The 25791-nt window shown below is 59.0% G+C and carries 21 protein-coding genes; 13 read left to right on the forward strand and 8 right to left on the reverse strand.

What is annotated here, in order from left to right:
• Window positions 1-195: 195 nt before the first annotated feature.
• Together A3709_RS00740 and A3709_RS00745 are read left to right on the forward strand one after the other, a co-directional pair.
• Window positions 196-1269: an efflux RND transporter periplasmic adaptor subunit gene (locus A3709_RS00740; protein ID WP_066048553.1), complete on the forward strand. Its 1074-nt coding sequence runs from the start codon at window positions 196-198 to the stop codon at window positions 1267-1269.
• Window positions 1266-4325 carry an efflux RND transporter permease subunit gene (locus tag A3709_RS00745; protein ID WP_066048556.1) on the forward strand — a complete coding sequence of 1020 codons (3060 nt, stop codon included), beginning with the start codon at window positions 1266-1268 and terminating at the stop codon, window positions 4323-4325. Before A3709_RS00740 ends, A3709_RS00745 begins: the two co-directional genes overlap by 4 nt.
• On the opposite strand, the gene A3709_RS00750 is transcribed toward A3709_RS00745, so the two are convergent.
• The gene (locus A3709_RS00750; protein ID WP_066048561.1) at window positions 4322-5875 is read right to left on the reverse strand and encodes an acyl-CoA synthetase; all 1554 of its coding nucleotides are present in this window, start codon (window positions 5873-5875) and stop codon (window positions 4322-4324) included. The genes A3709_RS00745 and A3709_RS00750 overlap by 4 nt on opposite strands.
• A gap of 67 nt (window positions 5876-5942) precedes the next feature.
• Window positions 5943-6785 carry an acyl-CoA thioesterase II gene (locus tag A3709_RS00755; protein ID WP_066048564.1) on the reverse strand — a complete coding sequence of 281 codons (843 nt, stop codon included), beginning with the start codon at window positions 6783-6785 and terminating at the stop codon, window positions 5943-5945.
• Window positions 6786-6888: 103 nt separating this feature from the next.
• Between A3709_RS00755 and A3709_RS00760 the strand changes: the two genes are divergently transcribed.
• From A3709_RS00760 to A3709_RS00795, 8 genes are all read left to right on the forward strand, one after another.
• Window positions 6889-7674 (forward strand): putative hydro-lyase, encoded by a 786-nt coding sequence (locus tag A3709_RS00760; RefSeq protein WP_066048567.1) that lies wholly within the window; start codon window positions 6889-6891, stop codon window positions 7672-7674.
• Between the two features lie 10 nt (window positions 7675-7684).
• Window positions 7685-8416, forward strand: coding sequence for a 5-oxoprolinase subunit PxpA (locus A3709_RS00765; protein WP_066048570.1), 732 nt, complete (start codon window positions 7685-7687; stop codon window positions 8414-8416).
• 6 nt (window positions 8417-8422) lie between these two features.
• Window positions 8423-9100 carry a 5-oxoprolinase subunit PxpB gene (gene pxpB, locus A3709_RS00770; RefSeq protein ID WP_066048826.1) on the forward strand — a complete coding sequence of 226 codons (678 nt, stop codon included), beginning with the start codon at window positions 8423-8425 and terminating at the stop codon, window positions 9098-9100.
• Complete coding sequence (locus A3709_RS00775; RefSeq protein WP_066048573.1) at window positions 9097-10035, forward strand: biotin-dependent carboxyltransferase family protein; 939 nt, start codon at window positions 9097-9099, stop codon at window positions 10033-10035. Before pxpB ends, A3709_RS00775 begins: the two co-directional genes overlap by 4 nt.
• Window positions 10032-10874, forward strand: a complete 843-nt coding sequence (locus A3709_RS00780; RefSeq protein WP_066048575.1) for a glutamate cyclase domain-containing protein — start codon at window positions 10032-10034, stop codon at window positions 10872-10874. Before A3709_RS00775 ends, A3709_RS00780 begins: the two co-directional genes overlap by 4 nt.
• An 84-nt stretch (window positions 10875-10958) precedes the next feature.
• Window positions 10959-11816 (forward strand): aminotransferase class IV, encoded by an 858-nt coding sequence (locus tag A3709_RS00785; RefSeq protein ID WP_066048578.1) that lies wholly within the window; start codon window positions 10959-10961, stop codon window positions 11814-11816.
• Complete coding sequence (alr, locus tag A3709_RS00790; RefSeq protein WP_066048581.1) at window positions 11816-12898, forward strand: alanine racemase; 1083 nt, start codon at window positions 11816-11818, stop codon at window positions 12896-12898. The genes A3709_RS00785 and alr overlap by 1 nt, the downstream gene beginning before the upstream one ends.
• Window positions 12899-12940: 42 nt before the next feature.
• On the forward strand, window positions 12941-14449 hold the full coding sequence (locus A3709_RS00795; RefSeq protein ID WP_231871062.1) for a Ppx/GppA phosphatase family protein: 1509 nt from the start codon (window positions 12941-12943) through the stop codon (window positions 14447-14449).
• A 7-nt stretch (window positions 14450-14456) separates the two neighbouring features.
• Here the strand turns inward: A3709_RS00795 and A3709_RS00800 are convergent, their stop codons facing one another.
• From A3709_RS00800 to A3709_RS00815, 4 genes are all read right to left on the reverse strand, one after another.
• Window positions 14457-15428: an alpha/beta fold hydrolase gene (locus tag A3709_RS00800; protein ID WP_066048586.1), complete on the reverse strand. Its 972-nt coding sequence runs from the start codon at window positions 15426-15428 to the stop codon at window positions 14457-14459.
• Window positions 15425-17311 carry a DUF3604 domain-containing protein gene (locus A3709_RS00805; RefSeq protein WP_066048589.1) on the reverse strand — a complete coding sequence of 629 codons (1887 nt, stop codon included), beginning with the start codon at window positions 17309-17311 and terminating at the stop codon, window positions 15425-15427. Before A3709_RS00805 ends, A3709_RS00800 begins: the two co-directional genes overlap by 4 nt.
• 144 nt (window positions 17312-17455) lie before the next feature.
• Complete coding sequence (locus A3709_RS00810; RefSeq protein WP_066048592.1) at window positions 17456-18760, reverse strand: ammonium transporter; 1305 nt, start codon at window positions 18758-18760, stop codon at window positions 17456-17458.
• 11 nt (window positions 18761-18771) lie between these two features.
• Complete coding sequence (locus tag A3709_RS00815) at window positions 18772-19110, reverse strand: P-II family nitrogen regulator (RefSeq protein WP_066048595.1); 339 nt, start codon at window positions 19108-19110, stop codon at window positions 18772-18774.
• Between the two features lie 282 nt (window positions 19111-19392).
• Between A3709_RS00815 and A3709_RS00820 the strand changes: the two genes are divergently transcribed.
• On the forward strand, window positions 19393-20790 hold the full coding sequence (locus A3709_RS00820) for an alkaline phosphatase (protein ID WP_082849785.1): 1398 nt from the start codon (window positions 19393-19395) through the stop codon (window positions 20788-20790).
• Here the strand turns inward: A3709_RS00820 and A3709_RS00825 are convergent, their stop codons facing one another.
• Both A3709_RS00825 and A3709_RS00830 read right to left on the reverse strand, forming a co-directional pair.
• On the reverse strand, window positions 20791-21636 hold the full coding sequence (locus A3709_RS00825; protein ID WP_066048598.1) for a general secretion pathway protein GspB: 846 nt from the start codon (window positions 21634-21636) through the stop codon (window positions 20791-20793).
• Window positions 21637-21646: 10 nt separating this feature from the next.
• A complete protein-coding gene (locus A3709_RS00830; RefSeq protein ID WP_369795099.1) occupies window positions 21647-23317 on the reverse strand; it encodes an AAA family ATPase in 1671 nt (556 codons plus the stop codon).
• Window positions 23318-23435: 118 nt separating this feature from the next.
• Here A3709_RS00830 and A3709_RS00835 point away from each other — a divergent pair, with 118 nt between their 5' ends.
• Together A3709_RS00835 and A3709_RS00840 are read left to right on the forward strand one after the other, a co-directional pair.
• The gene (locus A3709_RS00835) at window positions 23436-24905 is read left to right on the forward strand and encodes a M48 family metallopeptidase (protein WP_066048604.1); all 1470 of its coding nucleotides are present in this window, start codon (window positions 23436-23438) and stop codon (window positions 24903-24905) included.
• On the forward strand, window positions 24902-25777 hold the full coding sequence (locus A3709_RS00840; protein WP_156507508.1) for a DMT family transporter: 876 nt from the start codon (window positions 24902-24904) through the stop codon (window positions 25775-25777). Before A3709_RS00835 ends, A3709_RS00840 begins: the two co-directional genes overlap by 4 nt.
• The last annotated feature ends 14 nt before the right edge of the window (window positions 25778-25791 follow it).

The following is a 25791-nucleotide window of genomic DNA, read 5'->3' on the forward strand; positions in this document are numbered from 1 at the left end:
AACATTCGCTGCGCCGGGCATACCCGTTTTATCGGTCGCACCCGGTCGAGATTTGACCACAATCAATCCAATTACCCGCAGGATCGCGTACCATCTTTGTCCACATTAGTGACTAGTTGGTCAAGACTGCGTAAACAGTTGAAAAGCACCTAAAATACAGATACTTACAAACCGAAATACAAACCGAGGTCCAATTTGCGCGCCTATCTGTACGTTTCGCTCATTCTGCTGGTGATTTTTGGTGGTATTTCAGGCTACCTCTATAACAAGTTCAGCGTTCTGGCGAACACTGACTTCAGTCCTCCGCCGGTTACGGTCGCAGCAGCGACCGCAAGAATGGAAACCTGGCCCTCGGTGCTACAGGCGGTAGGCACTATTCGCGCGGTCAATGGTGCTAACCTCGCTGCGGAAGCCAGCGGTGAAGTGACCAACATCAGCGTGGCCTCCGGACAGGAGGTAGAGGCAGGCCAACTGCTGCTCACCCTCAACGACAGCCTGGAGCAAGCCAGCAAGCGCCGGGCAGAAGCCAACCTGGTACTGGCGCGACAGTTGTATGAGCGCGATGAAAGTCTGATCAAGCAGAAATCTATTCCCCAGAGCCAGTACGATCGCTCCCGAGCAGATCTGGATGCAGCGGTGGCGAGCATTGCCGAGATCGAAGCACAGCTGGACAACAAACGCATCGTGGCTCCCTTTGCCGGCCGCGTCGGCATTATCGAGGTCAAGGCCGGCGACTATATCGATTCCGGCACATCGATTACGACGCTGCAGGACTTAGCCCAACTGGAAGTGGACTTTTCGGTCCCGGCCCGCCACTACCCCGAACTTCGCGCCGGCCTCGACATTGCCTTGCGCACAGCTTCCTCAGAGCAGACCTTTGCGGCAACGCTGCAAGCCGTCGACGCCGCCGTTGACACCGGCACCCGCAACCTCGCGCTGCGGGCCCTGCTCAGTGACAGCGAGGGACTGCTGCCCGGCATGTTCGCGCAACTGGATATAGACCTCGATCAGGCACGCGACGTGGTCACCCTGCCCGAGACTGCCGTCACCTACTCTGCCCAGGGCGATACCGTTTACGTGGTCACTGACGACGGCGAAGGCTTGCTCGTCATGCCCCGGGTAATACGCTCCGGTGAAGTGCGAGATGGTCGAATTGAGATTCGCAGCGGGGTGGAGTCCGGCGAGCGTATTGTCAGCGTCGGCCAGAACAAGCTGTATCGCGGCGCCCGGATTGTGCTGGAAGAAAATCCGGCGGACTTCACCCAATGAGGTTTACCGATCGCTTTATCCAACGCCCGGTCCTGGCCATTGTCGTCAGCAGCCTGTTGCTGCTGCTCGGGGGTGCCTCCCTGTCAAAGGTCGGTGTCCGTGAATTTCCCGAGCTTGAGCGCAGCGTTATCTATATCGAAACCTACTACCCGGGCGCCAGCGCGCGCACCGTGCAGGGGTTCGTCACCAACCCATTGCAGATCAAGATCGCCGGTGCCAAGGGCATCGAGTACATGGTGTCTGATAGCCAGCCAGGCGTGTCTTCGATTACCGTCCATGTACGCCTGGGTGAGAATAGTACCGACGTGCTCAATGAGGTCATCGCCAAGGTGAACGAAGCCCGGGGTGACCTGCCACGGGAGATCGAAGATCCGGTAATCTCCAATGCATCAGGCGCCGAAGCAATGATTTACATCGGCTTTTACAGCGAGCAGATGACCGCATACCAGGTGACGGATTTCCTGTCTCGCAATGTCCAACCGGAACTGGCAACACTGCCCGGCGTTGGCCAGGCTGGCATCTTCTCCCGGCGCCTCGCCATGCGCGTCTGGCTAGACCCTGTGCGCATGGCCGCTCTCGGTGTGACAGCGGAAGACATCAACAACACTATTCGGCGCGACAATTTCATTTCCGCTGCAGGGGCCACCGAGGGCCAGCTGGTGCGGGTAACCGTAGATGCCCGCACCGACCTGCAATCACCGGATGATTTTGCCAATCTGGTGGTGCGCCAGGTCGACGACGAGCGCATTCGTCTGGGTGACGTGGCCGACGTGGAAATGGATGCCGAGTCGCGCCAGTTTAAATCGCTATCCAGCGGTCGTGACGCGGTATTCATGTCCATTACACCCGCGCCCGATGCCAATCCACTGGAAGTCTCGCGGGCGATCCACGACACGCTGCCACTGATCGAGGCGATGCTACCAGCAGACATGGAAATGTTGCTCGACTGGGACGGCTCGGTTGTCATCGACGAAGCACTGTCAGAGGTTATCGCAACGCTGATCGAGGCGGTGCTCATTGTCATTCTGGTGATCTACCTGTTCCTGGGTTCTTTCAGGGTCGTGCTCATTCCCCTGGTAGCCATACCACTGTCGCTGATCGGCGTGGTGTTCCTGATCTGGACCATGGGCTTCTCCCTCAACCTGCTCACACTCCTGGCCATGGTGATTGCCATCGGCCTCGTCGTGGACGATGCGATTGTGGTGGTGGAGAACGTGCACCGACATATCGAGGAAGGTGCCACCCCCTACAATGCGGCACTGCTGGGGGCGCGCGAGGTTGCCCTGCCGGTCGTGGCGATGACGCTCACACTGGTAGCCGTATACGCCCCCATCAGCTTTATTGGCGGACTCACAGGCGCCTTGTTCAGTGAATTCGCACTGACGCTTGCCGGAGCAGTTGTTATTTCCGGTGTAGTGGCACTCACTCTCAGTCCCATGATGAGCTCGCGGGTGCTCAAGGACGCCGAGCACCAGGGACGTTTTGCAGACTGGCTGGACCACCGTTTTGAGCAATTGGTCGCAGCCTATCGCGGCATCCTGGATGCCTGCCTGGCCAACCGTGGGGCTGTATTGCTGCTGGCGTTCTGCCTGCTCGCCAGTCTGCCCTTGCTGTTTACCCTGGCCCAGGAAGAATTGGCACCAGAGGAAGATACCGGCGGTATCTTCATGGTGGGCAATGCCCCGCGCTACGCCAACCTGGAATACTCCGATTTCTACCTCAACAAGGTGGTCGATATCTGGCGGGAAATTCCTGAGTTCAGCCACTCCTGGCAAGTCATTCAACCCGGCAGTAATTTTGGCGGCATCACTCTGCACCCCTGGGATGAGCGCGAGCGCACCCAGCAGGAGGCCATGAAGGAATTGCAGGCCAATCTCGGCGCGGTCGCCGGTATGGAGATGTTTGCGTTCTCCTCGCCGTCGCTACCTGGAGCAGACGCCGGCCTGCCGGTCAGTTTCGTGGTCGCCTCCACGGCTGACTACCGCGATGTAAAACGTGTCGGCGACGAACTACTTCAAGCAGCCAGAGAATCGGGCCTGTTTGCGTTTGTTACTCAGAGCCTCGACTTTGACCGACCGGAAATCGTTCTACACGTTGATCGAGAACGCGCCGCACGGCTGGGTATTTCCATGCAGTCGATCGGCGAAACCCTGGCCGTCATGCTCGGCGAAGCGGAGGTCAATCGCTTTACCCTGGAGGGACGCAGCTACAAGGTGATCCCCCAGGCGGGACGCAACTTCAGAATGACGCGCGAGGAGTTGGCTAGATACTACCTGCGTACCGGCGGCGGGGACCTGGTGCCCATGTCGGCCGTGGTGCGCCTGGACAGCCAGGTGGAGCCCAATTCGCTGACCCAGTACCAGCAACTCAACAGCACGGTGATTCAGGGCATCGTCATGCCCCCCAATTCACTCGGTGCCGGCCTGACGTTCCTGAACGACACCTTGGCGGAGATCGCCCCCGCGACATTCCGCGCCGGCTATACCGGAGCGTCGCGTCGGTTTATCGAGGAAACAGCCTCATTCCCTGTATTATTCAGTTTGTCGATGATACTGATCTTCCTGGTACTCGCGGCCCAGTTCAACAGCTTTAGAGATCCGCTGGTGGTATTGGTCACCGTGCCGCTGTCCATCTTTGGCGCCATCGTTCCCATTGCCCTGGGTTTCGCGACGCTCAATATCTACACCCAGGTGGGCCTGCTCACGCTGATTGGTTTAATCAGCAAACACGGTATTCTCATCGTGGAATTTGCCAATAAACTGGCAGAGCAAGGCGTGGATCGGCGCGAGGCGGTGCTCACGGCAGCCAGCCAGCGTCTGCGGCCCATTCTAATGACCACATTTGCGACGGTGCTTGGCGTATGGCCGCTGGTGATTGCATCCGGTGCCGGCGCTGAAAGCCGTTTCAGCATTGGGCTGGTGATTACCGCCGGCATGCTGGTAGGCACACTGTTTACGCTGTTCGTCGTACCTGTGTTCTATCTGCCCTTCAGTAAACGCAAACAGGCATCCACAACCGCCCCTGTCCCCGCAGCAGAGGCGGTAAGCAATCCCTAGTCGATTTTATCGTCTGCTCTGGCGCCGCCCTTGTACTCTTCCATGAGGTGGCGCTTGTACAGCTTGCCGTTATCCATTCGCGGTAACTTGGGATGGAAATCCAATGCCCGGGGCAGCTTGATATTGGAGATGCGCTCACGCAGCCATTCCATGATTTCGATGGCCGTCTCGTCAGTGGCATCAGCCCAGTTCATGGGTTCAACCACGGCCTGCACCTTCTCGCCAAACTCTTCGCAGGGAATGCCGAACACCGCCACGTCAGCAATTTTTTCATGGCTGATAAGTGCGTTTTCAATTTCCTGCGGGTATATGTTCACGCCACCGGAAATAATCATGAAGTTCTTGCGGTCGGTGAGATAGAGGAAGCCGTCTTCGTCGACATAACCCACGTCACCGGTGGTGGCCCAACCCTTGTCATTGTAGGCCCCAGCGGTTTTCTCCGGTTCGTCGTGATAGGTGAACGTTGCCGCCTCACCGCCAAAATAAATGGTCCCGATTTCCCCGGTAGGCAGTTCGTTGCCTTCATCGTCGACAATATGCAATTCTCCGACAAATGCCGGGCCGACCGAGCCCTTGTGGGTCAACCAGGCATCGGAGTCAATAATCGTCGCGCCGATGCCCTCGCTGGCTGCGTAGTATTCGACGATGACCGGGCCCCACCAGTCGATCATTTTTTCTTTGACTTCCACGGGGCAAGGCGCCGCCGCATGAATAGCAAACTGCATGCTGCTCACATCGTATTTGGCGCGCACCTCATCGGGCAGTTTAAGCATACGCACAAACATAATGGGCACCCACTGACTGTGGGTAACTCGGTGCTCGTCAATTAATGCCAGAGCACGCTCGGGATCAAAACCCTGCATGACAATTGAGGTGCCGCCCTGAAAAATATTCATCATGTTGTAGTAGAGCGGCGCCGCGTGATACAGCGGCGCAGGCGACAGATAAACCGTTTCTTCAGCAAAGCCGAAGGCCTGCCCCAACGTGGTGGCAAGGCCCGGGGCCGCGTCGACATCGGTATCAGTCGGCGGCACAAATACGCCCTTGGGCTGACCGGTGGTACCCGATGAATACAGCATGGCCGCACCCATTTCCTGATCGGCGATTTCCGTTTCCGGCTGCAGGCTCAGCGCCTCTTCCCAGGACTCATAACCCTCACTGATTCCGCCCACCATGTAGTAGTGGTCGACTCCGCTGGACACGGATTTGACATCACTGGCGACCGCCTCCAGTTCGTGCGAACCGATAAACAGACTGGCACCGCAATTGTCGAGAATGTAGGCCGTCTCATCGCGTTTGAGGTGGGTGGAGATCGGGGTATAGATCAAACCAGAACGCTGCGCCGCCCAGCAGATTTCCAGAAACCGGGGATTGTTCTCCATCATCAGGGCAATATGGTCGCCCGCTTGCAAACCCAGGCTGCGGAACAACTGCGCGCCCTGATTGGAGCGCTGGTCGAGCTGTCGATACGTTACCATCTCCCCGGAGTCACCCATAATATAGGCAGGCTTGTGGGGATACAGGGCGGCGGTGTGGCGTGGATGTGGCATAGCGTCTCTCTAATATTTATAGGCGTTTGCTTTAACTAGTATAGGCCTTATCCGCGTTGTTAAGTGGCTAGTTTTTGCGCATAAGACCCTGTTGCATAACCGTGGCCACGTGGCGGCCCTCGCGCGTAAAGAAGCGCCCCCTGACCAGGGTTCTGCCGCCGCTGTTGCGCTCAAGGTCGGCGGTATGCAGCAGCCAGTTGTCGGCCCGGAAATCGCCGTGGTACCAGATCGCGTGATCAAGGCTCGCCACCTGCAAAGAGCGATCCCAATAGGAGCGGCCGTGCTGAATCAGGCCGGCATCGAGCAACATAGTGTCGGAAAAATACGTGAGCAGCGATCGGTGCAAGGTAGGGTCATCGCCCACCGGGGCAGTGGTGCGCATCCAATTGTACAAACGCCCGGGCATTTGCTCGGGCTCTCGCCAGTTAATGGGTGTACCCATACGGACGTCCAGATCTTCGCCGTCGGTAATCATGAAGTCCTCATTCAGCACGTTCTGCTTTAGCGCGCGCTCGCGCTCTGAAGGCAGGTCTTCGGGGGGTGTAATACCCTCGGGTAACTCCGGCTGAAAGTCGAAGCTGTCATCCGCGAGCTGAAAAGACATGGAGCTCACTAGTATTGGCTTACCCTCCTGCAGGGCCACTACCCGACGCGAGCTGAAGCTGCCGCCATCGCGAGCTCGCTCCACCTCGTAGGTGACGGGTTTACTGCAATCCCCGGGACGCAGGAAGTAGGCGTGCTGCGAGTGAATGGGCCGTTCCTCGGCCACCGTCTGCTGGGCTGCGCTCACCGCCTGCGCCAGCACCTGCCCCCCATAAATTCGAAAGCCCTTGGGGTGCATGTTTTCGCCGACGAAACTGTCCTCGCCAACGGCTTGTGGCTCGAGTACCCGGAGTAATTGTTCCAGCATGCTTAAATCCAAAAAATCACATGGATGAGAATTGAACGGCCATTATCCAGAAATCCCATTCTGTGCCAAACTTATCCGGCAAATTTTCAGTGGAACCCTATAAATGAATCAGGACACCAGCCCCCAGGCTCTGCGCGAGGCCATCCGTCGCGGCGACTTTACCGGCAACACCTCGGGCTACTCCGCAGGTTTCGTCCAGTGCAACCTCGCTATTCTACCCGCTGACTGGGCGTCGGACTTTTTGCGTTTCTGCCAGGCCAACCCCAAGCCCTGCCCGCTGGTGGGCATGTCGACATCGCCGGGCGATACCGCTTTACCACCTTTGGGTAGTATTGACATCAGAACCGATGTGCCAAGCTACCGTGTTTTTCGCGATGGTGAATTCACCGAAGAAGTAAACGATATCACCGCGCTGTGGCGCGATGATCTGGTGGTGTTTGCGCTGGGTTGTTCTTTTTCTTTTGAAGAAGCCCTGCTGGCCGATGGCCTAGACGTGCGCAACGTCAGTGAAGGCGTGAATGTACCCATGTATCGCACCAATATTGAGTGCACACCGGCAGGCCCCTTCAAAGGCAACATGGTGGTCAGCATGCGTCCTTTCAAGGCCGCCGACGCGATTCGCGCTGTACAGATTTGTACGCGCTTTCCTTCAGTTCACGGAGCACCGATTCATCTCGGCGATCCAGGCCTGATAGGTATAGAAGATATTAACCAGCCGGACTACGGCGACCCGGTCACCTTGGCTGACGATGAGCTGCCTGTGTTCTGGGCTTGCGGCGTTACACCGCAAGTGGCGCTGGAGGCGGCAAAGCCGCCCTTTGCCATCACCCACAGCCCTGGCCATATGCTGGTAACGGATTTACGCAACAGCCAACTGGCGGTGCTCTGAGGACAACACAATGCTGCTCAATTGCGACCTGGGTGAAAGTTACGGCAGCTGGACCATGGGTCTGGATGCCGAGGTTATGCCGCATATCGATCAGGCCAATATTGCCTGCGGCTTTCACGGCGGCGATCCGCTTACCATGCACAAAACCCTGCAGCTGGCCGCCGAACACGGCGTATCCGTCGGCGCCCACCCCGCCTACCCCGACCTGGTGGGCTTTGGTCGCCGCTCCATGGCCTTGTCCGCAGAAGAAATTATTGCCAGCGTACAATACCAGGTAGCCGCCATTGACGGCATGGCTGCCAGCAGCGGCGTTACCCTGGCCTACGTAAAACCCCACGGCGCTTTGTACAACGACATGATGGCTAACGCCGAGACCCGCCGCGCCATTATGCAGGCTGTCGCGTCTTACCACCGCCCCTTGAAGCTCATGTTGCAGGCCACACCCGACGCCGACCTGCATCGCAGTGAGGCTGCCGAGTTTGACCTCGAGCTATTACTCGAAGCTTTTGCAGATCGCTGCTACGACGACGACGGCAAACTGCTGTCACGACGCAAGCCCGGTGCTGTGCACACACGTGAAAAGATGCTGGCGCAGGTCAGCCAACTGCAGCGTGAGGGCACACTGACGACTGTCAGCGGCCATGCATTGCCCCTCGCGGCGGATACCTTGTGCGTACACGGTGACAACATCGAGGGCGTCCAGGCCATCCGCGAGATTCGTCGCTTGGTTGCCGGGAACTGATTGGTCGTGGAACTGCAAAGTGCCGGCGAAAACGCCCTGATACTTTACCTTGGCAAAGAGACCAGCCCGACGGTGTCCGCCCGGGTACAGGCCGCTGCCGCAGCCATCGAGCAGGCGCTGGGAGTTGATCTGGTCGATCTCGTACCCTCGTACGCGTCGCTGCTCATCATCTATAACGCATTAACTACCGACCACATGGCGGTTGCCGCGACAGTACGCGATTGCATCGCCGATCTCAGTGCAGACGATGAAGCTGACGGCAATACCGTGGTACTGCCCGTTTACTACCACCCGGAAGTGGGCGAAGACCTGGAGGCCCTCGCTGCGGCAGCGGGCATGAGCACCGATGATGTCATCGCTATTCACAGCGGCACCGAGTACCGTGTCTACGCTATTGGCTTCGCGCCGGGATTTGCCTATCTCGGGCAGGTGGACGAGCGCATTGCCGCCCCCCGCCAAAGCACACCACGCCTGAAAGTGCCGCGCGGCGCAGTGGCCATCGCCGATCGACAAACCGCCGTGTATCCGGCGCAATCGCCCGGCGGCTGGAACCTGATCGGCCGCTGCCCACAGCGTATGTTTGACCCCCAGGCTACGCCTACCATGCCCGTTAGCGTGGGCGACAAAGTGCGCTTTGAAGCCATCGACCGCGACCGTTTCCTGGCACTGGGAGGCGAGCTGTGAGCGTCAAGGTTATCCAGCCCGGATTGCTCAGCCTGCTGCAGGATGGCGGCCGCCTTGGCCAGCACCGCATCGGACTCACGAACGGCGGCCCTCTGGACCCCGAGGCTTTCCACACTTGTAATCGGCTGCTGCAGAATCCCGAGGGCAGCACGGCAATCGAAGTCAGCTTTGGCGGACTGCAGCTGGAAGCTCAGGTTGATACTTTTATCTGCCTGACCGGCGCAATCATGACCCTGCGCATCAATCAGCAGGAACAGCCCCGCTGGGAAGTACTGCCTGTAACAGCCGGTGACAGTATTCACATTGAATTTGCCGAACAGGGATGCCGAGGTTATCTGGGCATCGCCGGCGGCTTCGACGTCGAGCCGAGCTTTACCAGCACCGCCACGGTGATGCGCGAGGGCATTGGTGGCCTCAACGGCGACAAACTCGCCGCCGGAGATGTGCTTCCCTGCCCTGCTGGCGAAATACGTCAACGGCTGTATCTCGAGGAACACCTGCAGCCGAAGTATCATGATATTACGACCGTAAGGGTTATCCCCGGATACCAACAGAAGCACTTTAATCGCTATCAGCAACGCCGTTTTTTCTCCCATGGTTACACCGTCAGCGACCGCTGTGACCGTATGGGATATCGCCTTGAGGGCCCCGCGATCGAATGTGATATCGAAGGCATTCTGTCGGAGGGCATCTGCTTTGGCGCCATTCAAATCCCCGCTGACGGCCAGCCTATCGTCCTGCTCAATGATCGCCAGACGATTGGTGGCTATCCGAAGATCGGAGCGGCACTGTCCCTGGACTGTGCCCGCCTGGCCCAGCTGCGCCCCGGTAGCCAGGTGCACTTTGCGCCGATTACCCAGCACGCGGCTCACAATGCGCTGCACCTGGCAAACAGCTTTCAACAGCGCCTCACTTTGAAGGAACGCCGCGCATGAATGATCCCGATCTCAGTATTGCCATCGAGAATATTCTCGTCGCCCGCAACCTGCGCAATATGCAGGTAGCACAGGCGGCGCTCCAACCCGGCTATTACCTGCGTGCGGCCAGCATTCTGCGCAACATTCAGGGCACCGTTATCATTGGAACCGGCTTTCCCGTGACCGACACCTTCGAGACCGACGGGCCGGTAGGTGCAATAGCACTCTACGATGCGCTGGTCGCACTGGGCGCGGAACCCGTGTTCGCCTGCGGCGCGCCACTGGCACACTGCCTACAGGACGACTACGCCGTGATCGAGTTGCTTGCCCGCAATGTCGACGCGGCACGTGACGAGGCTCGAATCCGACTTGCAGACCTAAAACCCTCTGCAATTGTGTCCATCGAGCGCCCCGGACTCAGCGACGACAACTGCTACTACAATATGCGTGGCGAAGATATTTCAGCACGCAGCGCGTATTTCGACCCTTACCTTGAGCTTGCAGAGTGCCCGACTATTGCCATTGGCGACGGCGGCAACGAGATCGGCATGGGCAACATCCGCGATGCAATTGCCACACTGGATATCAACGCCTCAGCCACCACCTGTGACGAGTTGCTGGTGGCGGACGTCTCAAACTGGGGAGCGTACGGCATCATCGCCTTGCTAGCCCGCTGGGCAAAGCGCGACCTGCTTGGCGACATAGATCCGTTAGCCATACTTAATTACCTGTCCAGCCACGGCAGCGTCGACGGCGTTACGCGAGAGAACACCCTGACAGAGGATGGTCTCGAGGCAGAGGAAGGACAACACATTATTCGCGAACTGCGTGACGTATGCGGATTCACCCCTAACTGAAAACACCTGGCCGGGTCCTGCGACGACCCGGGCAATTGCCGGCGATCACGCATCGCAGCGGCACAGATACCGAGGAGATTGACAATGAGTATCGTATATTTGAATGGCGAATACATGCCGATGGAAGAAGCGCACATATCCCCGATGGATCGCGGCTTCCTGTTCGGCGATGGTATTTACGAGGTTGTGCCCTCCTATGCGGGCAAGCTGGTAGGCTTTAAGCCGCACCTCGATCGCATGCAGGATGGTCTGGACGCCATCGAGATCCAGCTTAAAGTCGACCAGGCACAATGGCGCGAGATTGCCGATCAGCTGATTGCCAAAAATGGCGGTGGCAATCTCGGCATCTATTTTCATGTGAGCCGTGGCGCAGACAGCAAACGCGCGCACGCGTACCCGGAAAATATTGACCCAACGCTGTTCGCCTTCGCCTTCGAGATCCCCCCGGCACCCCAACCCGCCAAAAGCGACGCGACGCCCTATACGGTCTCTACTGCCGAAGATCTGCGCTGGAAGCGTTGTAATATCAAGTCCACGGCCTTGCTCGGCAACGTCATGCATTACCAGCAGGGCCATGCCGCAGGCCATTCTGAAACACTGCTTTACAATCAGCACGGCGAACTCACCGAAGCCGCTGCCTGCAACGTGTTTGTCGTCAAGGACGGCGTGATTGCCACGCCGGAGCTGGATCACCAGAAATTGCCCGGCATTACCCGCCTGATGCTGCTGGAAATCCTGCGTAAAGACGGCACCCTGCCGGTAGAAGAACGAGTGGTAAAACTCGAGGAACTGGACACCGCTGACGAGGTGTGGATTACCAGCTCGTCCAAGGAAATCGCGCCGGTGATTGCCATTGAGGACAAACCCGTGGGCGATGGCGAGGTGGGCGACATGTGGCTCGCCGCCCAGACACTTTATTCCGCGCACAAATTCGATTTCTAATGCGCGCCAACCAGGCCAGACTGGATTTCGACGCACTGCGCCACAATCTGGCGCATGCGCGCTCACTGGCGCCTGGAGCGCGCACCATGTGTGTGGTCAAGGCGAACGGTTACGGTCATGGTGGGCTGGCTGTTGCGCAAGCGCTGGAAGCTCACACCGACGCACTGGCTGTTGCCTGCATCGAAGAGGCGTTGGAACTGCGCGAAGGTGGTGTTCGCTGTCCGATACTGCTGCTCGAAGGTGTATTTGCAGCCGATGAACTGCCTCTGGCGGCCGAGCACAATCTGTGGGTGATGATAGATAATCACCAGCAGCTCCAATGGCTTGAACAAGCGCAACTTACCGCGCCCATAACCTGCTGGCTGAAAGTCGACACAGGTATGCATCGCCTGGGTGTGCAGCCGGAGGAAGCTGAAGCTTTTCACAGCCGGCTGATGGCCTGCGCCAACCGCACGGGCGAATTGGTTACCTGCACTCACTTTGCCTCCGCTGATGACTTGAGCAGCGACCAGACGCCACGGCAGATTGAACTGTTCAACGCCATCACCGCATCATTACCGGGGCCGCGCAGCGCCGCAAATTCCCCAGGGCTACTGGGCTGGCCAGACTCTCACTTCGACTGGATTCGCCCGGGCTACATGCTCTATGGCAACAGTCCATTCGCGCAGGCGCATGCCAACACCGAAGCGCTGCGCCCGGTAATGACACTCGCCTCGGCGGTTATTTCACTGCGCGACTTGGCGCCCGGCGACAGCGTTGGTTACGCCGCTACCTGGACGGCTGAGCGCCCCTCCCGAATTGCCACTATCTCAATAGGCTATGGCGATGGTTATCCGCGCCTGGCAAACAATGGCACCCCGGTGCTGATCAACGGCCAGCGCGTTCCACTGGTGGGCCGCGTGTCCATGGACATGATTACAGTAGATGTGACAGACCTCAGCGAAGTAGCAATAGGCGACGAGGCGATACTGTGGGGCCCGCAGCTGACTGCTGGCGAAGTGGCAGGCCATGCCCAGACGATCGGCTATGAATTGACAACACGCATGCCGGCGCGCACACCGCGGGTGATCACAGCGCCCTGATCGATTACCATGGGGCTACTGTTGCGACAACGAGCCCTCACTTTGGCGAATCCAAACCCAGACCAGTTACCCGATGGCAGCCTGCTGGCAGCCATCGACATCGGCAGTAATTCATTTCATCTCATCATTGCCAAAACCGAGCATGGCGAGATGCGCACGCAGGAAGTGCTGGCGGAGAAAGTACAGCTGGGTGCAGGCCTGGAAAATCACCACCTGTCCCAGGAGGCCATTGATCGCGGCCTCGCGTGTCTGGCACGGTTTGCGCAATTGCTGTCCAGTGTCGAACCACTGCGAATTCGCGCCGTGGGCACCAATGCGCTACGCCAGGCGCACAACCGACTCGACTTCACCCTGCCCGCAGCAGAAATTCTCGGCACAAAAATAGATGTTATCTACGGGCGCGAAGAAGCGCGCCTAGTCTATCTCGGGGTAGCCCACACGCTGGCCGATGACGCGCAATCGCGGTTAGTGGTCGACATCGGCGGCGGCAGCACCGAATTCATCATCGGTGAACGCTTCGAACCGAAGCGACTGGAAAGCCTGCAAATGGGCTGTGTTTCCTTTGGCCGCGATTGCTTTGCCGATGGCGTGATCAGCAAGGAAAACTATCGTCGCGCCTATGATCGCGCCAGAGTCGAGGTCGCCCATATCCACTACCGCTACAACGCCAAACACTGGGAAGAGGCGGTGGGCTCTTCCGGCACCCTGAACGCCATTAACACCATCGTCACCCAGAATGGCTGGAGTGAGGGCGGCATTACCCGCAAGGCATTGGAAAAGCTCGAGAAAAAGCTAATCACATTTAATCACTTCGACGACATTGATCTGGACGGCCTGTCCGAAAATCGCCGCAATGTCATCGTCGCCGGAGTGGCCATTACCTCGGCACTGTTCGATATCCTGGGCGTGGAACATATGCGCACCTCACCGGGCGCACTGCGCGAAGGCGTCATCTACGACTTAATGGGAAGGCTCAGCCATGAGGACGTGCGCGAGCGTACCGTCAACGCGCTGGTGCAACGCTATAGCGCCGACCAGGAAACCGCCGACATTGTCGAGCGACGCTGTGGCATGCTGTTCAGCGCCTGCCGCGGGGCCTGGAAACTCAGCGATGAGGATGGCGATTTATTGCTGTGGGGCGCGCGCTGCCACGAGATAGGCATGGCGATTTCCCACAAACACGCCAACCGGCATACTGCCTATCTGCTGCGCAATGCAGACCTCCCGGGTTTTTCACAGGAGGAGCAGGAAAGCCTGGCTATTCTTACGCAGGGCCAGCGTGGCAAACTGCCCGCCAGTCTGCTGGAGGATTTACCCAAACAACAGCGTCGGAAGATGCTGTATCTGCTGGCCATACTACGCCTGGCGGTGTGCCTGAAACACGTTGAGTTCCTGGAAGCATTGCCCGCCTTCGGCATCGTGGCGGATAAGCTCACTCTGTCACTGGGGATTCCCGAAGGCTGGCTGGAAAGCCACCCGCTGACGGCCGTCGAACTTGAGCAGGAGCAATCCACCATGGCCAAGCTCGACTTCACCCTGACCCTGAACTAGGCAATGCTTACTGGCGGTGAATATCTGCCAGAAATTCCAGCAATATGGCGTTGACCTCGGCCGAGGCCTCCAGCTGGACCATGTGCCCGGCTCCGGGAATCATCTTCACCGCCCGAAGGTCCGGAAAAATAGCACGCATCAATTCGATTGGATCGTCGCCGTGAAAGCCCTCCAGGTCGACGTCATGTTCGCTGCCGAGAAAATACGCGGGAACAGCACTCTGCACTCCCTCGAAGGGTCGACGCTGTTGCCACTTCAAATCCATGGAGCGATACCAGTTCAACCCACCGGTGAAACCCGAGCGGCTGTATTCACTGACGAAAAATTCCATCTCCACTTCCGACAGCCACGGCCAGGGCAATGCTGGCGGCTCGGCCATGGCGTCGATATAGGACGTGCCCGGCGGATGCTTGAAGCAATCGAAGTAATTGCCCGCTCCGCTCAAGGTATGGAATACCTTGTGTAGGAATCGTCGCGGCTGTGCGGCCAGTTCTTCATCCGCACGAGGAGGCACCCGGAAGTATTCAATGTGCAGGAAGTGTTGCTCGCCCATCCGCTGGTATTCGCTGAGCGGTGCTTCTTCGGGATTGTGCGGAGCAGCTGGGTTTTCCAGGCCAATCACCGCAACCACGCGTTCCGGATGGCGTAACGCCAGGTCGTAAATGGCAAAGGCACCGAAGTCGAGACCGGCAAAGACGGCCGCGTCAATATTCAAATGCTTGAGCAATCCCAGTAAGTCGCCCGTTATCGATTCCACATCATAGTCGCTGGGCTCTGGCGGTGCGTCGGTCTGGCCCATGCCACGCATATCGGGCGCAATCACCCGGTAACCGGCCTCTGCCAGCGCCGCAATCTGGCGGTGCCAGCTAAACCAGATATGGGGGAAGCCATGACAGAGCACAACAGGCATACCCTCACCCTGCTCCACATAGTGCATACGAATGCCGTTAATCGTGGCGTAGTGATGCGACCAATTCATGTATCGTCTCCCTCGTGATGCAGCCATATTGCAGAACTGACTGCACGTTCTTGTATCCAGCCCGGTTCGGGTGCCGGCACACCTAGCGTAACCGCGTCGTAAGTCGACCAGCGCGGCGTGGGTATCTCCAGTACGCGTGCATAGTAGAGTGCTTGCTGGCCCGGCTGATAGTCGGGATCTCGCCACAGCACTCGCAGCTCAGTCGCACCGATGCTATTGCTGTAGGTGGCGCGCGCAACGTCTACCGTATTACCCACCGGCGCCAGCGGTTCTGTACCGGCCTGCCGCATACGATCACCGGAAGCTGCGACGTCGTAGATAGCTTCGTGACTCTGGCCGCTCGCATCGGTCCAGGCTTTAATCACCTGTATGCGGTCGAGATTGGCACCCTCGGGATCCTTGCTCGCCCACAGCAGAAACGCCGGCGGCCGTTCATGAGACACGTGCAGTTCACCACCCATGGGCACGCCCCGCGCATAAGCAACTTCGATGACATCCGCCGCGTCAATCAATGTGTCGGGATAGTCGCCGGCAAAAAAGCGAAGCCTGATTCGAGATCCGCTGGTGGCATAGGTCTCCTTGCGATTCATCGCGGCAAACAGGGCACTGCGAGTGTTCTCAGGGGCCCAAACGGCGGCCAGCCCCATGGCACTCCAGCGATGCATGGTTGTCTGCTCATGCACGTCTTTGGAGTACGCTCCCAGGCGGATGCCGGGAGTACCGTCGAGCAGCGGCAACTTGCCGTGATATGTCGCCTCGTTAACCGGACTGGTTGCATTGTGACTGTCGCTGCTGCCGATAACGCCGAATCGATACGGATTAATCCCGGCCGCGTGATTCATTTCCATGCCCAGTCGCAGCGCATCGCGAGCATAGCTGCCCCGAGTTTCCCTGGCCGGAGCCGAGGCCATCACGGGTTGCTCAACCAACTCAAAATCAGCGAACGTATCATCGGGACTCAACGCCGGGTGGGTTTCCGACTGCCCCTTGACCTGGTAGATCTCGACCACCGGCTCGATACTGCGACGCAACGCAGCCAGAGCCTCTTTATAAGGTTCGCCGCTGTGTTGGCTGGCGCTGAACATCAACCCATTGCTGAGGTTGCTGTTATGCGGGATGGCAATCACCTCATGACCCGCATCGCGCTGGCGCTGCAGCTCTTTCCACAAATCCTCAGGATTCTCCGACTCAAGTGAAGACCAAGGCAACCCGGGTACCTTATCGTCACCGTAAAGCACCACCCGGTGCAGGTGCTGGTCCTCCGGCATCGAGGACCATTCGTAAGCCACAAAGGTCGTAAAACGACCCGGCGCATTATGCACCTGGGCCGCGCGCCGGATATCCGCCCAGGCATTGACACTCGCCTGGGCCAGTTCCGGCACACCGAAATTGCGCTCCCTCGCCTGCGCCGATGAAGAACGTATCCCCTCGCGCATGAAATGCCATAGATAGCGCCAGGCCCGCCCGGCAAGGGCCGTCGCCAGCACCTCGTCGTAGGTTTCCTGTACTTTGCCCGGATCATCGAGTTCAGCCTGACGCCGGGCGATGCCTAGATACTCAGAGTGATCACTGACTGCAGCAAAATCCAACGGCCGATCAATCTGCACGGGATACCCAACACCATGACGCACCTGCCCACCGCGGGCAAAGCGATAAGCATCCTCGGGAAAGGCACGCACCCCCATCGTATAGGCATCAAAAGAGTAGCTGGAATGGATATGCAGATCGCCAAAAAACACCTCGCGCTGCGGATTGGCAACGATCAAAGGCAGATCAATCGGCGGCGCCAGTTCAGCCTGCTCCCACTGTAGCGTTGGATCCTCGACGCGATGACAGGCCGAGAGCGCCAGTATCGCCAGGAATGGCAATGTAGTTTTTTTCATTATTGTCCGCCGCTATTCCCTATAGGCAAAACCCGATCGCTGGTGTTCGGGTCGCGCATCCAGTTTAACAAGCCCGTGCTTTCTGTACCGCGCTCAGATACAAAAAGGGCGACCGGTTGGTCGCCCTTGCTTAATCGCGATGGTTTAAAGATCGTAGCCGCGCTCGTCGTGGAGCACCAGGTCGAGACCCTGGGTCTCTTCCTCTTCATCGACCCGCAGGCCAACCATGACATCCACAACCTTGAGGATAATCCAGGAGACAACGGCGGTGTAAACAAACGTTGCCACCACACCGGTGGCCTGCACCATGAGCTGACCGCCCATGCTGTCAATGCCGTCAGAGAAACCATTGCCGCTGAAGATACCCAGCTGCTGTGAAGCGAAAACACCGGCCAGAATAGTACCGAGCATGCCGCCCACGCCGTGTACGGGGAATACGTCGAGACTATCGTCGATCTTGAGCGTATTCTTGATCCAGTTGGTGGCGAAGTAACACACCACACCGGCACTGAGGCCGATGACCACTGCCGCAGCAGGACCAACCGAACCGGACGCCGGAGTAATGGTGCCCAGGCCTGCGACCATACCGGTGACAATACCCAGTACTGACGGCTTGCCGTGGCGAATCCATTCCATGGCCATCCACGCTAGTGAACCTGCGGCTGCAGACAGATGCGTCACCAGCATCGCCATGGACGCACTGTTGTCGGCAGCGACGGCGGAACCGGCATTGAAGCCAAACCAACCTACCCACAGCATGCCAGCGCCGGCGACGGTCAGGGTCAGGTTGTGCGGGGGCATAGCCACCGTGCCAAAGCCCTTGCGCGGCCCCATCATCATGGCGGCGACAATCGCGGCAACAGCGGCGGTAATGTGTACGACGGTGCCGCCGGCAAAATCCTGCAAGCCCATGCTGCCCAGCCAGCCGCCACCCCAAACCCAGTGACATACCGGTGCATAGACCACCAGCAGCCAGATCGAGCTGAAGATCAGCATTGCCGAGAAGCGCATCCGCTCGGCGAACGCACCCACAATCAGCGCCGGAGTAATGATGGCAAACGTCATCTGGAAGGTTGCGAACAGTGTGGCGGGAATGCTGCCGTTGAGGCTGTCCATGGTCATGCTGGCAAAGAACACATTGCCAAAGTCACCGATAAAGGCACCCTGCTCCACGCCGTCTGAGCCGAACGCAATGGTATAGCCCACCGCAAACCACAGCAGCGACATGAGACAGGTCAGCGCGAAACACTGCATCAGCACAGACAACACGTTCTTGGCGCGCACCAGGCCACTATAAAACAGCGACAGGCCGGGAATGGTCATAAACAGCACCAGAGCGGTGGCTGTCAGAATCCAGGCGGTATCCGCCTGGTTAAGTTCACTGGCGCTGGCGGTGTTAGCCACCAACGCCGTGCTGGCGAGCACCGCCAGCTTGGAAAAATTACGCATGGCCGCGCTCCTTAAAGTGCTTCTTCACCGGTCTCGCCGGTGCGGATTCGAATACTCTGTTCCAGTGGTGCGACGAAGATTTTGCCGTCGCCGATTTTGCCGGTGCTCGCTGCTTCACAAATCGCATCGATAGCCGCATCTACTTGCGCATCGGCAATCGCGATCTGGATTTTGACTTTCGGCTGAAACTCCACCAGGTACTCTGCACCTCGGTATAGCTCGGTATGGCCCTTCTGGCGGCCGTAACCCTTCACCTCTTCCACTGTCATGCCCGCAATCCCTATCTGGTGCAGGGCTTCGCGAACATCGTCCAGTTTGAAAGGCTTGATGATGGCGGTCATCATCTTCATTGAAATCACCTCTAATTTCTTATTTGTCGGGCGCTGTGCGCCACCCCCTCTGCCGCAGCCCGCGGAAGCTGAACCGGACAGGTCGCAAATCGTGCCACATATCGGGGCAAAATTTAAGCATCGGGCGTCCATATCGGTGCGCGAGCACCAAATGCGTGCAGCGGTAAAATTTACTAGGCTCTCGGACGCAAAGGCCGCATAGGCTCTGGGCATCGCTAGAGGCTTTGTGCTATCAATGACGCCGCTATTTTGTCCAACGACTTGCCAATAACAGGATTGAGCATGAACAAAGCTGTGTCTGCGGCACTCGCCGCACTTGCCATCGCCATCCCAGGGGCGCCGTTGCTGGCGGAAACCGCGTCGCAGGAACCTCGCCAGGTGATTCTCATCATCGGCGACGGCATGGATGAACAGCAGGTCACCATTGCTCGTAACTACCTCAAGGGCGCCCAAGGCGAACTGCTGCTGGACTCCATGCCTGTGCGGGGTGCCTCCCAGATTCTCACCATTGAGGACCGGGTCAACGGCAAGCCGATTTACGTGGCTGACTCGGCAAATACCGCGACCAGCCTGGCGACGGGCGTAGTGACCAGCCGCGGCCGACTGGCGACCACCGCCGGCAGTGACGAGGACATTCCAACGATTATCGAAATAGCCGAGGCGGCAGGTTACCGCACCGGTATTGTCTCAACGGCCAGCGTGACCGATGCCACACCGGCCTCTTTTGCCGCCCACGTCAGCCAGCGCTTTTGCGAGAACCCCGACCAGATCGAGCGGGTCGAATTCAGTGGCATTCACATTGGTGGCTGCCCGCAGGACATGCAGAAAAATGGTGGTCCGGGAGCGATCTCCCAGCAACTCGCCGAGTCGGACGTGGATGTGATTCTCGGTGGTGGCGCCAAACACTTCACCCCCAAGGCAGAGGGCAGCCAGCTTTCGGTCGCCGACCTGGCGCGCAGCAACGGTTTCAATGTCGTCGAAACTGCTGATGCGTTGAGCAAGACACCAACTGGAGAACGCCTGCTGGGCCTGTTCTCTGAGAGCACCATGCCGGTGCGAATGCAGGGCGAAGACGGCCGCGCCTCAGAGCAGCCCGCGCCGAGCCTGCTCAACCATGTCCATCAGTATCTCGGCGATGTCACGCTGCCAGAATCGATGGAATGCCAGCCCAACCCGGAATTTGCCAGTGTTCCGACACTCAAGCAGATGACGGACGCGGCCCTCACCCACCTCGCAGCGGACAATAACAAGGGCTTTTTCCTGACCATTGAATCCGCCTCTATCGACAAGCAGTCACACGAGCGCAAGCCCTGCGGGTCGATTGGTGAGGTGGAGCAGCTCGATGAGGCACTGGCCAGCGCCCTGGCATTCGCCGAGCAGCACCCGTATACCCTGGTCCTGGTGACGGCGGACCACTCCCAGGCCGCGCAATTGATTCCCCATCCCAGCCTGTTTGCGGCCTACCCCATTCCCACCTACAGCCCCGGTTATGTTTCGCTTATCGAGACACCGGAAGGAGGGGTCATGATGGTGAACTACGCAACCACCAACTTCATGATGGAAGAACACACCGGCGCGGCAGTACCGTTATACGCCAATGCCGAGGGCCAGGGCCTGGTACCGCCCTATCTGCGCCAGCCGGAGATCTTCGACATTATGAAAAACTACCTGGGCCTGTAATCAGAGATTGACCCAGCTGTTCAGGGCCCGCAGACGAAACGTGGTGCCCTGATAGGAGAGGACGGTGGAGTCGGCGAGGATCTCGTCGACCCTGACCCCAACGACCTTGCCACCTTTCGCCAACTGGTTGCCATTCAACGTGACACGCGACCGTCCCGGTTTACCGGAGTAGTCGTGACGCTGGTAGTACAGCGTGGGGATAGTGTCCTTGACCTGTTGCGATAAGGACTCCAGAAACGGTGCCGGGTGTTCTTCCAGGCGTGCGTTTTCCAACTCAGCTTCCGCCTGACGCACCATCGCTTCAATATTCACCTCTTGCTCAGCCATCCGCGGTTCTGGCTCGACCGAGAGCGCAGGCGTTGGGGTAGTGGAACGAGCAACCGGTTTGGGGGTCGGATCGGGTTCGGCCGCGGGCTGTTCCTGCTGTGCATACAGCGCACTCACTTCAGAGCGAGCCGCGGGTTGGGTTGCCGCCGTTAGCACTCCGGTGTCACGCGAACTGACTTTGGGCGGCGGCGCCGAGGAAACCTGCTGACGTGAGGCTGCAACCGGAACGGTTCCTGTCGCTTCACCGCTAATCGACATGGATTCAGACGTTGTCGATTCGGGCGGCACCACCACGGGGGCCTGCTCGCCTACGACGGCCGCGGGTTGCGTTGGCTTTTCAGTGGTAATCCGCTCCACCAGTAAAATGACAATCACCAGCAGGGCAACGGCCAGCGCCAGCAGCACCGGCCAGCGGCGTACATCGCCCGGCTCGGCAGCATGACTGTGCTGGGTTTCAATGTTCGGCACTGCGCCCTGCTCCGTACGCGATCGATTCAGGGCGTCGAGAATTAGTGACAAGCGATGTTCCTCATTGCGCGGCGGAGCCGTCCGCCAATTGCTGGCGCAGGGCACTGGCCACTGGATCTATGCCCAGCGCTACATTCAGTTGCTGCAGGGTCTGTTCTCCCACGACACCGTCAGCCTCAAGCCCACGCGCTTCCTGGAAATAGATGACACGCTGGGTCAGCGCGCGATTGAAACGACGCGTGGTCAGTGGGCGTGACTGCCCGTCCAAACGTGCAAACAGGGCCGCTACATCAACCACCGCCGGTCCTTCATCGCCCTCGGCCAGGGGTTGCTCAAAGGTAGCCGGGGCGCGCCAGAGAAAGCGGTAATTGCCGTCCCACATCGGTGCCAGCTCCGGGAGTGCGAGGCTTTGCACAGAGCCATTGGCATCCACAACCCATGCCTCGCGACCCTGCACGCCCAACAACAGGGCCGCGGCAGCAAACCGCTCCGGCGTCACCAGGTTGATCAGAATCGGGCGATCATAAATAGTGAGTTCATCCCAGGTGGACACCACGCCGTCGCCGCAGCGCAGGCCAGGCTCTTGCCGAGACTCACACAGTGATCCGAGGTAGGCTTGACGCGAATGCATTGACCACAACAGGCCCTCGGCCTCTTCGGGTGCCAAGAGCCAGTTAATCTCTGGCGTGGCTTCAGGCTCAGGCTCAGGCTCGGCCATCGGCTCCTCGACAGGGGCAGTAGCCACAGGCGCCGCCATCGGAATGGTTTGATTGGCTGTTGGTGACTGCGCTCGGGCTGGCGTCTGGGCCAATTCCCCGTAATACCACCAACCTCCGGCACACAGCATGACCATCAGCGCAGCGGCGCCCGCCCAGGGCCACCAGCGACCCGCCGATGTCGACGTCATCTCTTCGCCCATGACCTCGCGCGTGGCCAGGCGCAGCATCGCCATATCGGCGCGGCTCTTATTGCGGCCATAGGCACCGAGCATAATACGGTCACAGAGTACGTTGATCAGCCTGGGGATACCCCGGGTCTGCCGATAAATACCCTTGACCACCGCCGGTGGAAATATCTGCCGATCCGCTGTCATGCCAGCCACCTGCAGGCGATGCTGGATATAAGCGCCGGTCTCGGCGAGGTTCAGCGGTTCCAGGTTATAGCGTGCGGTAATGCGCTGGTTTAGCTGGCGCAGTTCTGGTCGCGCGAGCAGCTGCGCCAGTTCCGGTTGGCCGATGAGAATAATCTGCAGCAGTTTCTCGCTGTTAGTCTCGAGGTTGGTCAGCAGGCGAATCTGCTCCAACACCTCAAAATCCAGGTGTTGTGCCTCGTCAATCATCAGCACGGTCTTGCGCCCCTTGCTGTGATTCTCCAACAGGTAGGCGTGCAGGGCATCGGTGAGGCTCTTCAGCGTATGCCCTTCCCGATCGTACTCAATTCCCAGCTCATCACAGGCTGTAGCCAACAGCTCCATAGCATTGAGCGCGGGGTTGAGAATAATCGCGAGATCCGTGTCCTCGGGCAGCTGTTCGAGCAGGCAGCGATTGATCGTGGTTTTGCCGGTACCGACCTCGCCAGTAAGCAGAATAAAACCACCGCCCGCGCCCACTCCATACAGCAGATGCGCCAGGGCATCGCGGTGCCGCGCGCTCATAAACAAATAACGCGGATTGACGGCGATGGAAAATGGAGCCTCGTTGAGTCCAAAGTACTGAAAATACATGCAGGGCATTATGCACCATCGTCCGCTATATCACACCGACAACTGTCGATTGCGCTCGAGCATGGACCGCTTCAGATTGTGCTGGGATAATGCAGGCCACTCAAAGCAACGATTCGGAATGACAACTATGTCTGCCTCTGCCGTTTTCTCTCCCCGCTTTCTGTCACGCCTGCTGTCTTGCACAGCGGTCATCAGCCTCAGCGGTTGCATCACCACCGTGATCACCCCCGAGGCAGAAACCTCTGCCGGGCAGGCCATGTCACAGCAGGTGAGCGAGCAGATCGGCCTGTATCACGACCCCGCGCTGACAGCCTACGTTAACAAGGTTGGACAACGCCTGGCCTCGCATCTGGTAGACACCCCGTACAAGTTCAATTTCGCCGTTGTGGACCAGTTCGAGCCCAATGCTTTCGCCACACCCGGTGGTTTCATTTATGTCTCGCGCGGCCTGCTCTCGCAAATGAACAGCGAAGATGAGCTCGCCGGCGTACTGGCTCACGAGATCAGTCACGTGACCCGCCGCCACCATGTGCGCCAAATGGGACGCTCGCTGAGCACAGGCCTGCTCACCCTGCCCGGTCGCGCTGTCGGCGTGGTCAGCGAGGATCTCGGCAACATGATTAACTCGCCGATCGAGCACGCGGGCAAGGTCTACCTGTCGGGCTATAGCCGTGGGCAGGAAACCGAAGCGGATGAGTACGGCCTGCGTCTGGCTGCCGATGCGGGCTATGACCCTCACGCCCTGGCGGCTGCGCTGGAAGGCATCGAACGCACCCTGTACCTGCTTACCGGTGAGCACCACGAAGCTGACTACATGGACACCCATCCCACGACGCCGCAACGCGTTGAGGATATTGCCAAGACCATCGCCGGCCTGACCTATTCCACCACCGCACCGATCGCCACGCGTGATGAGTTGTATCAGACGCTGGACGGTATGTGGTGGGGCCCCCAGAATCCGCAGCAGGGCATCTTTGTCGATGACAACCAGTTTCTTAGTTTCGATATGGATCTCACCATCACCTTCCCCGAAAGCTGGGAGACAGTGAACACGCCCCGCTTCGTCGGCGCAGGTGAGCAGGACGAGCAAGGCGCCTATATTGCCCTGGGTTCCAACGCCGGCGAATTCAGCCCGGAAGGCTATGCAGCGGCTCTGGTGACCCGCATGCGCGACCGGGCAGAAATCAGCCCCGACATGAATCGCCCAGTGACCATCGGCGACTGGCCTGGACACCAGCTCACGTATACCGACAGCAGCGGCGAGGCGCCGGTCAGCCTGCACTATGTATTTTTTGCTACCCCGGGAGGCAGTTACACAATTATGGCCATGGGCCTGGAGAAGTTCCGCCCACAGCTCCGCGAGACCGTCGCCAGCATGCGCCCACTGACAAGCTCAGAGCGTGACAGTGTCGGCGGTTTGCGACTGCGTACCGCCAGCATCGCTCCGGGCGAATCGCTGACGGCCTGGACCCAACGTCTGGGCAGCCAGTGGGTCCCCAAATTCAGCGCCTCCATGAATGGCCTGAGCGACGACTATAAAGGCGAGGGAGAACGGCGTAAGTACGCGCGGGAAGAACGCTACCAGGGCCTCGAGTGACCACAAGCCCCTCTAACGTCAGGCGGGCGATATACCTGTCCCTGCTCATGGTGACCATTGCCAGTACGGCAGCGGTCGCCACCAAGTTCGCCTCCAGCCAAGCCAGCACGGAAGCCATTGTAACCGTGCAATACCTGATCTGCCTGTTACTGTGCCTGCCCATTACCCTGCGCCCCGGACTGCACAATCTGCGCACGCAAAAGGCAGGCCTGCACCTGTTTCGCGGCGCCGTCGGGGTACTGGGGTTCTATCTGTTCTATGCGGCGCTCGACAACATCCCCATGGTCGATGCCATGTTGCTGCGCCAGAGCGCTCCACTCACCGTGCCCCTGGTCGTGTGGGCCTGGAGTCAGGAGCGCATCACTGCCAGTTCGTGGCTGCCCCTGATTATCGGCTTTATCGGTGTGGGCGTGATTCTCCGGCCCAGCGCGGAAGGGCTGAGCTGGTGGCACGCCGGCGGATTCCTGTCGGCGCTCTGCCTGGCGATCTCCATGGTCGCCACCCACAAACTGGCTCCCACCGAGCCGGCCTCGCGCATCCTGTTCTACTACTTTGTGCTGTCGCTGGCCTGCGTCGCACCCTTTAGCGTCGGCGATTTCAGCGGGCTCGACTGGCAGATCTGGCTGGCCATGCTTTACGTGGGTGTCGCCATCTACTTTACATTACGCCTGTATACCCTCGCCTACTCCCTGGCGCCGGCCCACCATATTGCACCGATCAACTACTTCGCTGTGGTGCTCGGCGGGTTCTGGGGTTGGCTTATCTGGGGCCAGGTACCCGACGCCTGGTCGCTGCTGGGCAGTACGCTGGTCATTGCAGGCGGCCTGTTAACGGTACACCTCGCCCGCCAGCGGCACGCCAGCGTCCGCTAGCCGAATATTGGCCA

Origin of the sequence: Halioglobus sp. HI00S01 (assembly GCF_001635445.1) — a bacterium.
GTDB lineage: Bacteria > Pseudomonadota > Gammaproteobacteria > Pseudomonadales > Halieaceae > Halioglobus > Halioglobus japonicus.

Coding starts and splice junctions, on each gene's coding strand:
- A3709_RS00780 (WP_066048575.1), top strand. CDS start 10,032: ATGAATGATCCCGATCTCAGTATTGCCATCGAGAATATTCTCGTCGCC.
- A3709_RS00810 (WP_066048592.1), bottom strand. CDS start 18,760: ATGCGTAATTTTTCCAAGCTGGCGGTGCTCGCCAGCACGGCGTTGGTG.
- A3709_RS00755 (WP_066048564.1), bottom strand. CDS start 6,785: ATGCTGGAACAATTACTCCGGGTACTCGAGCCACAAGCCGTTGGCGAG.
- A3709_RS00805 (WP_066048589.1), bottom strand. CDS start 17,311: ATGAAAAAAACTACATTGCCATTCCTGGCGATACTGGCGCTCTCGGCC.
- A3709_RS00745 (WP_066048556.1), top strand. CDS start 1,266: ATGAGGTTTACCGATCGCTTTATCCAACGCCCGGTCCTGGCCATTGTC.
- A3709_RS00815 (WP_066048595.1), bottom strand. CDS start 19,110: ATGAAGATGATGACCGCCATCATCAAGCCTTTCAAACTGGACGATGTT.
- A3709_RS00760 (WP_066048567.1), top strand. CDS start 6,889: ATGAATCAGGACACCAGCCCCCAGGCTCTGCGCGAGGCCATCCGTCGC.
- A3709_RS00765 (WP_066048570.1), top strand. CDS start 7,685: ATGCTGCTCAATTGCGACCTGGGTGAAAGTTACGGCAGCTGGACCATG.
- alr (WP_066048581.1), top strand. CDS start 11,816: ATGCGCGCCAACCAGGCCAGACTGGATTTCGACGCACTGCGCCACAAT.
- A3709_RS00785 (WP_066048578.1), top strand. CDS start 10,959: ATGAGTATCGTATATTTGAATGGCGAATACATGCCGATGGAAGAAGCG.
- A3709_RS00800 (WP_066048586.1), bottom strand. CDS start 15,428: ATGAATTGGTCGCATCACTACGCCACGATTAACGGCATTCGTATGCAC.
- A3709_RS00830 (WP_369795099.1), bottom strand. CDS start 23,317: ATGCCCTGCATGTATTTTCAGTACTTTGGACTCAACGAGGCTCCATTT.
- A3709_RS00835 (WP_066048604.1), top strand. CDS start 23,436: ATGTCTGCCTCTGCCGTTTTCTCTCCCCGCTTTCTGTCACGCCTGCTG.
- A3709_RS00820 (WP_082849785.1), top strand. CDS start 19,393: ATGAACAAAGCTGTGTCTGCGGCACTCGCCGCACTTGCCATCGCCATC.
- A3709_RS00750 (WP_066048561.1), bottom strand. CDS start 5,875: ATGCCACATCCACGCCACACCGCCGCCCTGTATCCCCACAAGCCTGCC.